General features: G+C 70.9%; 14 protein-coding genes and 1 pseudogene. 7 read left to right on the forward strand and 8 right to left on the reverse strand.

The window, feature by feature from the left end:
* The first annotated feature begins 134 nt into the window (after nucleotides 1-134).
* Complete coding sequence (locus ACKTSN_RS00540) at nucleotides 135-956, forward strand: IS5 family transposase (RefSeq protein WP_409467177.1); 822 nt, start codon at nucleotides 135-137, stop codon at nucleotides 954-956.
* Here the strand turns inward: ACKTSN_RS00540 and ACKTSN_RS00545 are convergent.
* Complete coding sequence (locus tag ACKTSN_RS00545; RefSeq protein ID WP_409467248.1) at nucleotides 883-1,440, reverse strand: hypothetical protein; 558 nt, start codon at nucleotides 1,438-1,440, stop codon at nucleotides 883-885. The two genes, ACKTSN_RS00540 and ACKTSN_RS00545, sit on opposite strands and share 74 nt — an antisense overlap.
* 217 nt (nucleotides 1,441-1,657) lie before the next feature.
* Here ACKTSN_RS00545 and ACKTSN_RS00550 point away from each other — a divergent pair, with 217 nt between their 5' ends.
* Nucleotides 1,658-2,203: a hypothetical protein gene (locus tag ACKTSN_RS00550; protein ID WP_409467249.1), complete on the forward strand. Its 546-nt coding sequence runs from the start codon at nucleotides 1,658-1,660 to the stop codon at nucleotides 2,201-2,203.
* Here ACKTSN_RS00550 and ACKTSN_RS00555 read toward each other — a convergent pair.
* A complete protein-coding gene (locus ACKTSN_RS00555) occupies nucleotides 2,151-2,999 on the reverse strand; it encodes an IS5 family transposase (RefSeq protein ID WP_409467250.1) in 849 nt (282 codons plus the stop codon). The genes ACKTSN_RS00550 and ACKTSN_RS00555 overlap by 53 nt on opposite strands.
* Nucleotides 3,000-3,241: 242 nt before the next feature.
* Between ACKTSN_RS00555 and ACKTSN_RS00560 the strand changes: the two genes are divergently transcribed.
* On the forward strand, nucleotides 3,242-3,763 hold the full coding sequence (locus ACKTSN_RS00560) for a DUF421 domain-containing protein (protein ID WP_409467251.1): 522 nt from the start codon (nucleotides 3,242-3,244) through the stop codon (nucleotides 3,761-3,763).
* A 91-nt stretch (nucleotides 3,764-3,854) separates the two neighbouring features.
* Here ACKTSN_RS00560 and ACKTSN_RS00565 read toward each other — a convergent pair whose 3' ends face one another.
* From ACKTSN_RS00565 to ACKTSN_RS00585, 5 genes are all read right to left on the reverse strand, one after another.
* Complete coding sequence (locus tag ACKTSN_RS00565) at nucleotides 3,855-4,529, reverse strand: rod shape-determining protein (RefSeq protein ID WP_409467252.1); 675 nt, start codon at nucleotides 4,527-4,529, stop codon at nucleotides 3,855-3,857.
* Between the two features lie 439 nt (nucleotides 4,530-4,968).
* Nucleotides 4,969-7,224 (reverse strand): protein translocase subunit SecD, encoded by a 2,256-nt coding sequence (gene secD, locus ACKTSN_RS00570; RefSeq protein ID WP_409467253.1) that lies wholly within the window; start codon nucleotides 7,222-7,224, stop codon nucleotides 4,969-4,971.
* Between the two features lie 76 nt (nucleotides 7,225-7,300).
* Complete coding sequence (locus ACKTSN_RS00575; protein WP_409467254.1) at nucleotides 7,301-7,711, reverse strand: hypothetical protein; 411 nt, start codon at nucleotides 7,709-7,711, stop codon at nucleotides 7,301-7,303.
* 71 nt (nucleotides 7,712-7,782) lie between these two features.
* Entirely contained in the window at nucleotides 7,783-8,466 is a 684-nt protein-coding gene (locus ACKTSN_RS00580; RefSeq protein WP_409467255.1) for a response regulator, read from the reverse strand.
* A gap of 2 nt (nucleotides 8,467-8,468) precedes the next feature.
* Nucleotides 8,469-9,422 (reverse strand): sensor histidine kinase, encoded by a 954-nt coding sequence (locus tag ACKTSN_RS00585; RefSeq protein WP_409474695.1) that lies wholly within the window; start codon nucleotides 9,420-9,422, stop codon nucleotides 8,469-8,471.
* Between the two features lie 352 nt (nucleotides 9,423-9,774).
* Between ACKTSN_RS00585 and ACKTSN_RS00590 the strand changes: the two genes are divergently transcribed.
* The 4 genes from ACKTSN_RS00590 to ACKTSN_RS00605 all read left to right on the forward strand — a co-directional run bounded on the left by ACKTSN_RS00590 (nucleotide 9,775) and on the right by ACKTSN_RS00605 (nucleotide 12,013).
* Nucleotides 9,775-10,086: a TraR/DksA C4-type zinc finger protein gene (locus ACKTSN_RS00590; protein WP_409467256.1), complete on the forward strand. Its 312-nt coding sequence runs from the start codon at nucleotides 9,775-9,777 to the stop codon at nucleotides 10,084-10,086.
* A gap of 46 nt (nucleotides 10,087-10,132) precedes the next feature.
* A complete protein-coding gene (locus ACKTSN_RS00595; protein ID WP_409467257.1) occupies nucleotides 10,133-10,507 on the forward strand; it encodes a TraR/DksA family transcriptional regulator in 375 nt (124 codons plus the stop codon).
* On the forward strand, nucleotides 10,504-11,325 hold the full coding sequence (locus ACKTSN_RS00600; protein WP_409467258.1) for a rod shape-determining protein: 822 nt from the start codon (nucleotides 10,504-10,506) through the stop codon (nucleotides 11,323-11,325). Before ACKTSN_RS00595 ends, ACKTSN_RS00600 begins: the two co-directional genes overlap by 4 nt.
* Before the next feature lie 67 nt (nucleotides 11,326-11,392).
* A complete protein-coding gene (locus ACKTSN_RS00605) occupies nucleotides 11,393-12,013 on the forward strand; it encodes an Rv1733c family protein (protein WP_409467259.1) in 621 nt (206 codons plus the stop codon).
* 170 nt (nucleotides 12,014-12,183) lie between these two features.
* Here the strand turns inward: ACKTSN_RS00605 and ACKTSN_RS00610 are convergent.
* A pseudogene (locus ACKTSN_RS00610) lies at nucleotides 12,184-13,193 on the reverse strand (PHP domain-containing protein); the annotation flags it as partial.
* Between the last annotated feature and the right edge of the window lie 186 nt (nucleotides 13,194-13,379).

The following is a 13,379-nucleotide window of genomic DNA, read 5'->3' on the forward strand; positions in this document are numbered from 1 at the left end:
AGGCCCTGTTGTTCCAGTCTTGCGTGACGGTCCCCGTCTCGTCCAACTCCCGGGTTTCGGCGTGTGATTGTCTCGCGCACAGGTTCGGAAACGCGGCCGACCGCCCGGAGAGGGTGCCGGTGTATCCGTCGGACATGACGGACGCGGAGTGGGCAGTGGTGCGGGACGCGATGCCGGTGCCGGCCTGGCTGGAGGGCCGCGGCGGGCAGCCGGAGGGCTACTGCCACCGCGTGATGCTGGATGCGATCCGGTACGTCACCGACAACGGCATCAAGTGGCGCTCTATGCCAGCCGACTTCCCTGCCTGGGACCGGGTGTATGCCTTCTTCCGCAGGTGGCGGGAGCACGGCCTGGTCAAGGAGTTCCACGACCGGCTGCGCGGCCGGGCCCGCGAGGCCGAGGGCCGCGAGGCGGAGCCGACCGCGGCGGTCATCGACTCGCAGTCGGTCAAGGGCGCCGCTTCGGTGCCCGCCGCCACGCGCGGCTATGACGGCGGCAAGAAGGTCAACGGAAGGCGCCGGCACGTCATCACGGACTGCCTGGGCCTGCTGCTGATGGTGCTGGTGTGTGCCGCCGACGTCACCGACCGTCAGGCCGCCCGCGTCATGCTGCCCCGCCTGCGGGCACGGTTCCACAAGATCACGCTGGTGTGGGCCGACGGCGGCTACACCGGCCACCTGGTCGCCTGGGCGAAGGAGAAACTCCAGCTCACGCTGCAGATCGTCAAACGCAGCGATGACATGAAGGGGTTCGTGGTACTCCCGAGACGCTGGGTAGTAGAACGCACGCTGGGGTGGCTGATGCGCTCGCGCCGCCTGGTGCGGGACTTCGAGACACTGCCCGCCAGCAGCGAGGCGTTCATCTACTTCTCGCAGGCCATGCTCATGAGCCGGCGCCTCGCCCGCCCGGCTTCCCGGCGGCGGCCCGAACAGTCGCGGTGGGCCGCCGCGGCGTGAACCGTCCGGACGGCGACACGGCCAGCCAGCCCCGCTCGGCCAGGCGCCTCGCCTTGGACCGCACCCCCTCGATCTTCGCCGGCACCAACTCCAGCTCCAGCCCGGACGCGATCTCCTTCGCCGACACCCCCTCACCGCCTTCCGGACCGGACTCCACCAGCTCCACGATCCGCCGGTAATCCGGCGCGAGCGCCTCCACCGTCATCCCGTCCGCGAAGTGCGACACGATCGACCCCGCGACCGGGACCCTCACCACTTTGGCCACCGGCACCGGCTCCGGCGCCTCCTCCACGGCCGCATCCACCGCATCACCGGGGGCGGCCAGGGCCTCGGCCAGCTCCACACGAGCGATCGCCCGACGTTCCAACACCGCCTCGGCCGCGGCGAGTTCAGACAGGATCCGGTCCGCCTCCGCCTGAAGCTCCTCCACCCGCACCCGGGCAGCGGCCTCCCGCTCCTCCAGCAAACCCATCACCGACGCCACCGGCCACCTCCGCATCGTCGAGGACGAACTGATCGCCCGAACGCTCCCACAACGACGCCGGAACCATGCCGGAGCAGCGGAAACTCAGTGATCACATCCGGTAAGACAACGGCTTCTGAGAAGCCGTATCTCAACCGAACGCGATCCCTTGATTTCTGCTGGTCAGGCATGGTTTCGCTCGGGGTGAGGGAGGCATGCGGCGTCTTGTGTCCGCTTCATGACCGAGGGGTGCGCGGTGGCGTCGGTGCTGGGAATGCTGGAGGAGCGGGAGGCGGCTGCCCGCGTGCGGGTGGAGGGTCTGCGGGAGGAAGCCGCGCGGTTGGCTGAGGTGTTGGAGGCCGCGGAGATCGAGCTGGACCGGCGAGTGATCGCGCGGGAGGAGTTGGTCGAGGCCCTGGCCGCGTCCGCGGCCGAGGCGACTGCCGTGACCGAGGCGGAGCAGGAAACGGCGTGCTCACCGGTGCCGGTGCCGGGCTCGACGGTGCCGCCCTGGCGGGACGGGCTGACGGTGTCGGTGCTGGCACCGGACTACCAGCGGATTCTGGGCGTGCTGGAGGAGCGGCGGTCAGCGGGCAGGGGGCCGGCGAAGGCCAAGGAGATCGCGGTGGGGCTGGGCCTGGGGACGACGCCGGCGAAGGTCGAGGGGGTGCGCTCGAAGGCCAGGCGCTTGGCAGAGCGGGGGTGGCTCCTGCAGGAGACGTCGGGGATGTTCAGCGCCGGCCGGCGGCCCGTGGACGTGCCAGACGCCGGCCCATCCGCGTAACCATCGACCACCGGATCATCGCCTCGCTGGAAGCGGGCAGAGTCTCGTAATCACGGGCCAGACGGCGGGAGTTCATCAACCACGCGAACGTGCGCTCTGCCACCCAGCGTCTGGGGAGCACCACGAACCCTGTCATGTCGTCGGTGCGCTTGACGATCTCCAAGGTCAGGGCGAGTTTGTCCCGGCACCAGCCAACGAGGCCGCCGGTGTAGCCGCCGTCGGCCCAGACGAGGGTGATGTCGCGGTGCAGACGGCGCAGCCGCTGCAGCAGGCCCGCCGCGGCGTCCCGGTCGCCGATGTTCGCGGCGGTGACCGCGACGACCAGGAGCAGGCCGAGGCAGTCGGTCACGATGTGCCGCTTTCGCCCGGGCACCTTCTTCCCGCCGTCGTAGCCGCGTGAGGAGGCCGGCACCGTCGCGGCGGCCCGCACCGACTGCGCGTCGATGATCCCCGCCGTGGGCTCGGCCTCACGGCCCTCGCGCTCACGGACCGTCCCACGCAGCCGGTCATGGAACTCGGCGATCAGCCCGTGCTCGCGCCAGCGGCGGAAGAAGGCGTAAACCCGGCCCCATGCGGGGAAGTCCGCGGGCATCGCCCGCCACGAGATCCCGCCCGCGACCAAATAGCGGATCGCGTCCAGCATCTGGCGGTGGCAATAGCCCTCGGGCTGCCCGCCTCTGCCCTGCAGCCAGGCCGGCACCGGCAGCAAAGGCCGGACCTCCGCCCACTCCGCGTCCGTCATGTCCGACGGATACCGGCGCACCCGATCGGGATGATCGGCCGCGTTGCCGTACACGTGCGCGAGGCAATCACACGATGGTGCAGCCGAGTTGAACTGGACGGGCTCGGACGCGTACAACAACGACACCAGGGCCTCCCGGCATTGCTCGGTTAGATTCGCATCCCCGAGCTACCGAGAGGCCCTGTCTTCATGCGCGTACAACGGGAAGATCACCCCGGCGGGAAACCTGTTCGACCCGCACGTTCCATGATCGGTTGAGATACGGCTTCTGATACCAGACCGGATAGACAGAGCGCATGCCTGATCTGAGCGCAATGTTCACACTTGAGACGCCAGCCCTTGAGCTCATCATCCGCGGTGCGGTCATCTTCCTGTCGCTGCTGCTCCTTATGCGCATCACCGGCCAGCGCGAATCCGGCGGCCTTGGACTGACCGACGTGCTCCTGGTCGTGCTGATCGCCGAAGCCACCGCAGGAGGGCTCGTCGGCGACTCCCACTCCGTGACCGACGGCGTCATCGTCGTGACCACGATCCTCGTCTGCAGCGTTGCCGTGGATGCCGCCGCGTGCCGATTCCCTCGCTTCTCAGCAGTGATCAAAGCCAGACCCAAGACTCTGATCAAAGACGGACGGTTCGACCGCAAAGTGATGCGTCGCGAGTTCATGACTCCCGAGGAAGTCCGCAGCCAGCTACGCCTGCACGGCATCCAGGACCCCACCCGCGTACATCTGGCCTACCTCGAACCCAACGGAATGATTAGCGTACTGACCAGTAAGAACGACGAGTCAGAACCGCCCCAGCACCCTCCAACCCACTGATGCGCCGCTGGTAGCCGCGTGCCGGCCTCGGTCATCCCGGTGGTGCGCGTGGCTGTGGCGGGGCTGCTTTCGTGCGGGGAACGGGCCGGTGTCAGGCATGTGGGGCGAAGGGTGATATGGACAGTGCGGGATGGTGCTGGGCGGAGCGCGCCGCGCGGGCTGCTCCGCGTACGGCGGCGGTGTGTGGTCGGGGTACTGGCTGGACGGGACTGTGCAGGCGTGCGGCCAGCTGGTGGGTGAGCTCGGGGTGCAGGGCGCCGCCGCCGGCGAGCAGCGGGCCGCGGTCGAGAGCGTCGACGAGCTGCGGCTGGGGGTGGTCGCGCAGCATTTTGGTGATCATCGTGGTGACGGCGGTGACCAGTTCGGCGGGGCTGCTGGTCGCAAGGTCGCTGGTGCCCATCGTGCCGCGGCAGGCGGCGGTGACGGTTCCGTCGGTGAGCAGGGCAACTTCACTGAGATGGGCGCCGATGTCGACGACGAGCAGGGGCTCGGAGAGGTCAGCGCCGGAGTCCAAAGCGATGGCCTTGACGCTGTCGATGGCGAGCACGCTGTGGGGTCGCAGGATCTGCAGGGCACCGACGGCGGTGGTGTGGTGGCGGGCGTCGCTGAGAACGGGGGTGGTGAAGACGACGACGGGGTGGGCGCTGGCCGGCAGGCGGTCGGCGAGCAGCCGGGAGATGAGCACGGTCAAGGCCGCCGGGTCGACGATGGCGCCGCGGTGAATGGGGCAGGCGGTGGCCGTGCCGTGGTGGGTGGCGGTGGGCACGTCGAGGACGGTCTCGTGGCCTTGCGTCCAGATACGTACGGGCGCTACCCAGATCGAGGGCGATGGCGGGGCAGCGGCGCAGGCGCAGGCCGCCGAGCCGGCCGTGAGAGGTGGGCTGGGTGCGCGGTGCGCTTGCCGTGGTGCCGCGCAGGAACATCGTCGGCCTCCTTCGCTGCAAGCTGGGAGCCACGGATACGCGTAGGACCCGGGTCTCCTCTTGCTCATCCACCTTGGCCGGAGCAGACAGCTGGCGGCCATCGGTCGGCACACCCATTTCCGACGGCTTCAAGGGTGCACCGCAGCATGGGCCGGTGTGAGCCGCGCCATCCGGAAGGGCCGGAAGCCGCGCCGGCACGCCCGGTGGACAGCAGTAGGGCCCGGTGGCTTCCTGCGCGCCACCGGGCCCGGGCCGTATCAACAGGCGAATCTGCTGGTCGGGTCAGGGCCGGCGGGGTGGGCGGGTCTGGTCGCCGCGCCGGTGGAGTACCACGGCCACTGGAGCAGCTGTGAAGACGGACGAGTACGTACCGACGGCCAGGCCGATGAGGAGCGCCAGGGCGAAGTCGGTGAGCGAGGACCCGCCGAACACGGCGAGGGCGGTGAGGATGAAGGCGGCGCCCATGCCGGTGTTCACGGTGCGGGGCAGGGTCTGCAGGATCGCCTGGTTGGCGATGCCGCGTAGCGGCGTCCTGGGGGCCCTGCGGGCCAGTTCCCTGACGCGGTCGAAGAGGACCACGGAGTCGTTGACCGAGTAGCCGATGACGGTGAGCAGGGCCGCGAGGAATACGCCGTCGATGGACTTGCCGAGCCAGGCGAAGACGCCGACGAGGACGACCACGTCGTGGGTGAGCGCTGCGACCGCGGCGGTGCCGAACAGCCAGCGGAAGCGCGCGGCGAGGTAGACGAGTTGCGCGCCGAGGGCCACGGCGAGCGCGATCAGGGCGCCCCGGCGCAGTTCCTGGCCGAGGCTGGGGCCGATCAGTTCGTCGCGGACCTTGTCCGCCCCTCCGGCGAGGTCGCGCACGGTGCCGGTGACCTCGGCCTCCTCGGCGTTGGTCAGTGGATCGGTGCGCACGGTCAGGCCGGTGTCGCCGGAGGACTGCACGACGGCGCGGGGGAATCCGGCATCGGCGAGCGCGGTGCGGGCCCGGTCGGCGTCGACGGGGGTGGTCGTGGCGTACTCGATGAGGCGGCCACCGGTGAACTCCACGCCCAGGTCGACGCCGCGCACCGCGATGCCCGAGGCGGCCAGGACGAGCACGGCGGCGGAGGTGGCCAGCCAGCAGTGGGGGCGGCGCATCAACTGGGGGCTGCGGCGGGTGATGCGGTCGCGGACGGCACCGGTGGCCGCGATGCCGGTGAGGCGGGGCCGGCGGCGTACCCGGGGGCGGCCCGTGGCGTACTCGGCGAGCACGCGGGTGATCACCAGGGCGCTGAACATGGAGGCGAGCACGCCGATGCCGAGGGTGACACCGAAGCCCCGCACGGGCCCGGAGGCGAGGAAGAACAGCAGGGCGGCCGCGATCAGTGTGGTGATGTTGGAGTCGGCGATCGCGCTGAAGGCGTTGCGGAATCCGGCCGCCAGCGCCGAGCGAGGGCTGGGGCGACGGCGGGCCGCGTACTCCTCGCGGGCCCGTTCGAAGACCAGCACATTGGCGTCCACGGCCATGCCGATCGCCAGGACGAAACCGGCCAGGCCCGGCAGGGTCAGGGTGGCGCCGAGTGCGGCTAGGGCGGCGTAGGAGACGAGGCCGTAGCAGGCCAGGGCGACGGCGGCCAGCACGCCCATCAGCCGATAGATCACGATGATGAACAGGGCGGTCAGCGCCGTGCCGATGGCTGCGGCCCAGGCGCTCGCGGTGATGGCCTGCGCCCCGAGGGTCGCGCCGACGGTGCGCTGTTCGACGGTTTCGACGGGCACGGGCAGGGCACCGCCGTTGATGAGCAGGGAGAGTTCGCGGGCTTCTTCCGGGCTGAAGGAGCCCGTGATTTGGGTGGCGCCGTCGCGGATGCCGGTGCCGCAGGCGACGGAGGGGGCGATCTGAGGTGAGGAGATGACCTTCTCGTCGAGGACGATGGCGACCCGCCGCGCCGGGTCAGCCGCCGGGTGACAGGCGGCCTCACCGGTCAGCCGGGCCCATCCCTCGCGGCCGACGCCCCCGAAGCCGACGGTGACGTGCCATCCGGCGCCGCCCTGCTGGTCGAACCGGGCGGCGGCCTCCTTGACGTGCTCGCCGGTCAGGGCCGAGGCCCCGAGGCGCAGCGGCGTGCCGGACTCGTCGGGCAGGACCCGTTCCCGGGGCCGCTTCGGCAGCGGGCGGGAGGTGTCGTCGGCGCTGTCGGCGGTGCCGAGCACCGGGTGGAAGGTGAGCTGCGCGGTACGGCCCAGGACGTCGGCGGCCTTCTTCGGGTTCTGCACACCAGGCAGTTCGACGATGATCCGGTTGTCGCCGGAGCGGACGAGGGTGGGTTCGGCTACGCCGAGCGCGTCGATACGGCCGCGCAGGACCTCCAGGGTGCGGTCGGTGGCCTCGCTGTCGGCGTCGGCGGTGGGGGTGAAGCGGGTCTGAAGCACGATCTGCGTACCACCGCGCAGGTCGAGTCCGAGGCGGACCGGCACGGTGACGGCAATGGACAGGGAGACGGCGATCACGGCGAGGGCGAACAGCGCCCTCACCCGGGCGGAACGGGTCACAGGAAGCCTCCGGCAGGCGCACCACGACCACCGAGGGAGCGGTCTGGGTGCTTTGAGGAGAGGGAAGGGGGTGGTGTCAGGTGCCGGAGGTGTCAGGCGGTGCCCGCCCACGGTCATGGGGTGCGTGAGGATCTGAGGCTGAGGCGTGCCTAGTCTGCGTCGCAAGCCGCGCCAGGCCGGGCGGGGTGACGGCCGTGCCCTGGGCCCAGGTGGCGAGGTGGCAGCGCGGAGCAGGATGCTCGCGGTGCGGCTCCTGGCGCGTTGCTGCTCGGACGGTGCAGGCGGTGTCACATCCATCGTCGGCGCGCGGCCCGGTGTCCCGGTGGTGGCCCGCTGTTGCCGCCACGTCGGCCGTTGGGCCGCCCGTCGCTGCGGGCCCGGCGAGGCCGAGCGTGGCCAGCAGCGTCAGGACGACGGCCGCCAGCACCGCGACGGCGGGGGACCGGACGCTGCTGGTGCCGGGGGCGGTGCGCGCGGTGTGGTGCATGCACCGCCCCCCTTCATCGTGGTATGCGGTGCGGGCCGGAATCCCTCGGGTCCCCGTCGTCGGGCCGGGGGTCAGGGTTCGATCAGGCCGGCGCGAATGGCGTAGCGGGTGAGTTCCAGGCGGTCACGCAGGCCGAGTTTCTGCAGCAGGTTGGCGCGGTGCCGCTGGACGGTCTTGATGCTGATGAACAGCAGGTCGGCGATCTCCTTGGACGAGTGCCCCTCGGCCACCAGTTTCAGGACCTCTTCCTCGCGGGGGGTGAGGATCTGGTCGGGGGTTTCCTCACCGTGGCGGGCCCGGTCGAGGTAGTTGCGGATCAACGCGGTGACCGCTCCGGGATACAGGAAGGGCTCGTCGCGCATCGCTGCTCGGCAGGCCGCGACGAGGTCCCGGTCGGCGACGGACTTCAGCACATACCCGCTGGCCCCTGCCTTCAGGGCCTGGAAGAAGTACTGCTCGTTGTCGTGCATGGTGAGCATCAGGATCCGCAGGCTCGGTTTGAGGGTGGCCAGTTCGCGGGCGGCCTGCAGTCCGGTCAGGCGAGGCATGGCAATGTCGAGTACGGCCAGGTCGACATCGTGGGTGCGGGCGAGCTCGATGGCCTCGGCGCCGTCGCCGGCCTCGGCGACCACTTCGAGGTCCGGTTCCTGGTCGAGGATGAGCCGCACACCGCGGCGGACCAGCGCGTGGTCGTCGGCGAGCAGGATGCGGATCGTGCTCGTTTCCGTCCTGGAGGTGGTGGTCATCTCAGGCATGGTCAGGGCTGCTTCCTGGAAACGGGAGCGGTGAGCTGGACCCGGGTGCCGGTACGGGGTGCCGGGGTGATCTCAAGGCTGCCTCCGATGAGCAGGGCCCGCTCGCGCATGCCGCGGATGCCGGCGCCTTCGCGGGGAGCTTTGATGCCCGAGCCGTCGTCGGTGACTGTCAGCACCACGCTGTCGTCGGTGTGACGCAGGGCGACGGTGACCCGCTGGGCGTTCGCGTGGCGGGCGACGTTGGTCAAAGACTCCTGAGCGACGCGGTACAGAACCAGTTCCGTCTCCGGCGCAAGGGCCGGCAGGTCGGTGTCGAAGCGGCGGGTGACCTGCAGCCCGGTGTGGGTGGCGAAGTCCTCGGTGAGCGAGGTCAGGGCGCTGACCAGACCCAGGTCGTCGAGCACGCCGGGCCGTAGTCGGCGCACCAGGCGGCGGACCTCGTCCAGGCTCTCCCGGGTGATCTCCTGCACCTCGTGGAGCTCCTGCCGCAGCGGCGCCGGTGCGTCGTCCGCGGCGCGCTTGAGTCCCAGCAGGATCGCGGTCATGCTCTGGCCGACCTCGTCGTGCAGTTCTTGTGCGATGCGGCGGCGTTCGGCCTCCTGGGCCAGCAGGGCCTGGGCACTGCTGGTGGCCCTTTCGTGTTCCAGCCGCTCGAGCATGGCGTTGAACGCGCGGATCACTTCGGCGACCTCGCCGCCGCCGGAGGCGGGCAGGCGCTGGCCGGGGCGCAGCAGGTCCACCGTGGTCATCAGCTTGGTGAGCCGGTCCAGCGGGGCCAGGCCGAGCCGCAGGAGTGCGGCGTTGGCGACCAGCATCACGGCCAGACCGGCGACCAGGATGATCGCCTCGGTGAGCAGAACCGGTACGGAGACGGTTACCGGAGCCCACAGCAGCAGGGCCGTGGCCGTGCCCAGCACCACCGCGTTGAGGGCGAAGATCCGCCAGAACAAGGACACCGGCCTCACGCCTCCCCTTCTTGTCTTCACCTCCACTGTGCAGCCCGCCACGTTCACGGTGCCGGGTGATCGAAGTGAGCCTGTGGCCAGCCTGCCCCGTCCCGCGTGCCCCGTCGATGGGGCGCGGACCCCATTTCCGGACCTGCGCACCACCAACGACGCCGCCGCGTGGATCCCGTGGCCCGGCGTAAATGGGGCCCGCGCCCGATAGGTAACCACCGCCGGCCCGGCCAGGGTGGAAGGCAGCAGGCAAGCCGGCGGTTGGCCCGGCAACGCCGTCGGGCAGATCGCCGTCCGGCACGCGACCGCGCGATGCCACACGTGCGGTAAATCCTCGAGAAAGGGATTGCCCATGTCACTCGATATCACCCGGGCCGAACCCCACCCGCATGAGGCGCGACAGCGCCTGGAGCACACCCGCAGCTCTCGGCTGGCGCAGCTGCAGGCCCTCAAGGAGACCGGACAGAGCCCGGACGACTACCTGCTGTCCGAGCAGAAGACCGCGATGGAGCGAACCCTCAAAGAGATCGAGGAAGCCTTCGCCCGCATCGAGAACGGCACCTACGGAACCTGCCTGGGCTGCGCCAAGCCCATCCCCGCGGAACGGCTGGAGATCCTCCCCTACACCCGCTTCTGCGTCGCCTGCCAACGCCGCGCCACCTGACCACCGCCCGTTTCGATCTCCCGCGCCCTGCCCTCAAAGGGGTGAAGTGGTGAACCACCAGACCATCAGCCAGAGCACGGCACAGCTGTCGGCCGAGGAACTCGCCGCCCTGCGCGAGAATCTGCACGAGCAGCGCCTTTTCCGTCAGGAGCAGCTGCGCCAGCTCGCCGGACCGGTCACCTCCCGCACCGAGGACCGGCTCCAGCAGCAGGCCGCCTCCCAGATCGAGGTTCACATCAAGCTCGCCGCCTCCGCCCGCATGGTCCTCGCCGACGTCGAAGCGGCCCTGAAACGCATGGACGACGGCTCGTACGGCACCTGCCACCTGTGTCGGCGCCCCATCGACCGGGAACGGCTGATGATCGTGCCGCAGGCCCGCTACTGCGCCCGCTGCCAGCAGGTCAAGGAGGCAATCCGATGACCGGCACGTCCCACCCACACGCCGCCGCCCCACACCGGCCCTGGCCGATGTGCCGGCGCTGCTGCGGCATCGCCCTGGACGTGGGAAGCGCCCGCACCCGCGCCTGGATCGCCGACAGGGGCGTGGTCGTCGACGTGCCCACCGTGACCTTCCCCGGCACCGGCGCGGTGTACCCCATCCAGCGCGGCACCATCATCGACACCCCAGGCTGTGCCCGGATGCTGCAGCGCCTGCTTGCCAACCGACTGCCCCGTTTCACCCGTCCCATGGTCATCGTCGCCGCTCCCGTCCTGGACGGCGTCGCCTACCGCACCCGGGCCCGCACCGCGGTCGACGTGCTGCGGCCGCGCAGCGTCCTGACCGTGCCCAGCGCCCGGGCCATCGCCGTGGCGGCCGGTGCGGACCTGTCCCGTCCGCTGATGGTGGTGGACATCGGCGCCCACCTCACCGAAGTGGTCCTGTTGTGCGACGGCGCCATCACCGACGCGCGACGCACCGCCCTGGGCACCAGCGACCTGGACGAAACGACCACACCCGAGCAGATCGCCGAGGCGGTGGCCACGATGCTGACCGCGATGCTCCGCCAGGACCGCACCTCGCTCACCATCGATGCCCTGCACCGCGGCGTCCTCCTGGCCGGGGGAGGCGCCCTGCGTCCCGAGATCACCTACCAACTCACCGGCCGGCTGCATACGCCGCTGCGCGTGGTCCCGGCCCCGCACACCGCAGCCGTCCGCGGCGCCGCCAAACTCCTGCACGCCGCCCACACCCACCCCTCCACCTCAGGCCCCCTCCCGCCAGCTGTCCGCCCCCACTAGGCCGCGCCCTCGTCCCGTTTTCCTCGGCACTCCGCATCCGCTGCGTCCACCGCCGAAAGGAGGACACATGCCCGGCCGCATGCCCCCACCGCCACCTCCGCAGGAGCTACCCCGGGTCATGCTCTGGCGCCTGCGGCGCAACTCCCTGCGCCGCCGCAGCGACCTGCTCCAGGCATGGATCGGCCTCGGCCTGCTGCTGGCCGCGCTGGCAGCCACTCCCATCGCCATGTTCCCGGTCGGCGACGCCGCCTACCACCACTACACCCGCACCGCCCAGCACCAGGCCGAAACCCGCCACCGCACCACCGCAGTCCTTCTCGAAGACGCCCGGCGCCACCCCGAACCCGGCTCCGCCGAAGCCAAGAAAACCCGCTACCCGACCAAGGTCCGCTTCACCGACCCCAACGGGCACACTCACAGCGCCACCACCGACGTCCAGCCCGCACTGCCCAAGGGCAGCACCATCCGCGTCTGGGCCGGCACCGACGGAAAGATCACCGACCCGCCCCTGAGCCCCAGCCAGATCCGCAGCCGCGCCATGGGCTCAGCCATCATCGCTGCCCTCGGCGTCCACGCCACAGCAGCCGCCGCCTACGGCACCGCCAGCCGCATCATCCACCGCCGCAATCTCGCCGCATGGGACACCGCCTGGGCCGAAACAGCACCCCGCTGGACGACATCGCCATAGCCCCGACCCACCAAGCGGCCTCGCTGCGCTGCTGGTTCTCCATACGCCTGGCTTCATGGATGCCACGAGCACCCGATCGCTAAGTGCTGCCAGGAACCAGTTCCTGGAATCCCTGATGAGCTGCCGCCCGCTTTGGCCTGACGGCTCAACACGCTGAACTTGACAGGGAACCGGAGTGCGTGTCGGGCGCGGTAGGTCTCCGGCATGCCAGTCACCGCGACCCGCTCCGCGCCGAACCGGTCGAAGATGCGGTCGTAGACCTCCAAGCGGCGGGCCGACTCCACATCGATGTCGATGTCTGGCAGCGAGCGGCGCCTGACGCTCAGGAACCGCTCGAAGAGCAGGTTGAAGTCCAGCGGGTTGGCGGTGGCGATGCCGAGCGTGTGGTTGACCATGCGGCCGGCGCCGGAGCCGCGGGCGGCGACGCGGATGCCGAGCTCGCGGACGTCGTCGACGACCTGGGCGACGGTGAGGAAGTAGGTGTCGTACTGCAGCGTGCGGATGACGGCGAGCTCTTCTTCGAGTCGCCGGCGAGCGCGGGGGTCGCGGTCGAGGCCGCGGCGGATGAGGCCGGCCTCGGCGCGCTCACGCAGCAGCCTCGCTACGTGCTCGGGTCCTCCAGGGACGCCGACGACGGCGAGCTCCGGGAAATGGGGACGGCCCAGGCCGAGGTCCTGCACGGGGTCGATGACGCAGGCGTCGGCCGTGGCGGCGGTGTCGGCCAGGAGCCGGTCCGCGCGGTCGTCGCCGTGGCCGGCGGCCGCGGCGATCCGCCGGGCGATCTCGTGTATGGCGGCCGGGTCCTTCAGCCAGCGCTCGCCGGAGCCGAGGTGGCGGCGGTCAGCCGGCACAGCCGTCCCCAGCCGGTGCGGCACTGGGCGAGCAGGACGACGCGGACGGGCGGCTCGATCACGTGGGCGCCGCCGCGGACCGGGGTGCGGCGGCGCTGTGCGGGGGCGGGGGCGAGCGGGGCGACGGCGTTGATGCCGAAGGCCGGCCGGACGTCGTGCCCGAGGGCGGCCTGCGCGAACCGTACGGCGCCGGTGACGGCGTCGCGGTCGGTCAGGGCGAGCGCGGTCATGCCGCGTTCGGCGGCGCGCTGGACGAGTTGCTCGGGGTGGGCGGCGCCGTAGCGGGTGGAGAACCCGGAGGTGGTGTTGAGGTGGGTGAACCCGCCCATGGCGTGCCTCCCATCTCCCTCCCCCTTCGACGCGTTGCGTGGTGCCCCGCCCCTCCGTTCAAATGCTAGTTCGAGCATCGTAGCGCGCGAGATCCCAGGTCACGAGTGAGGCGGGTGAGCGTCACCCGCATGCGGGACACCCGCCGCGCCCCCTCGCACGACTACGGAGCCCCGCCTATCGACAGG

Source organism: Streptomyces flavusporus, assembly GCF_046267975.1.
In the GTDB taxonomy this organism is placed as follows: Bacteria; Actinomycetota; Actinomycetes; order Streptomycetales; family Streptomycetaceae; genus Streptomyces; species Streptomyces flavusporus.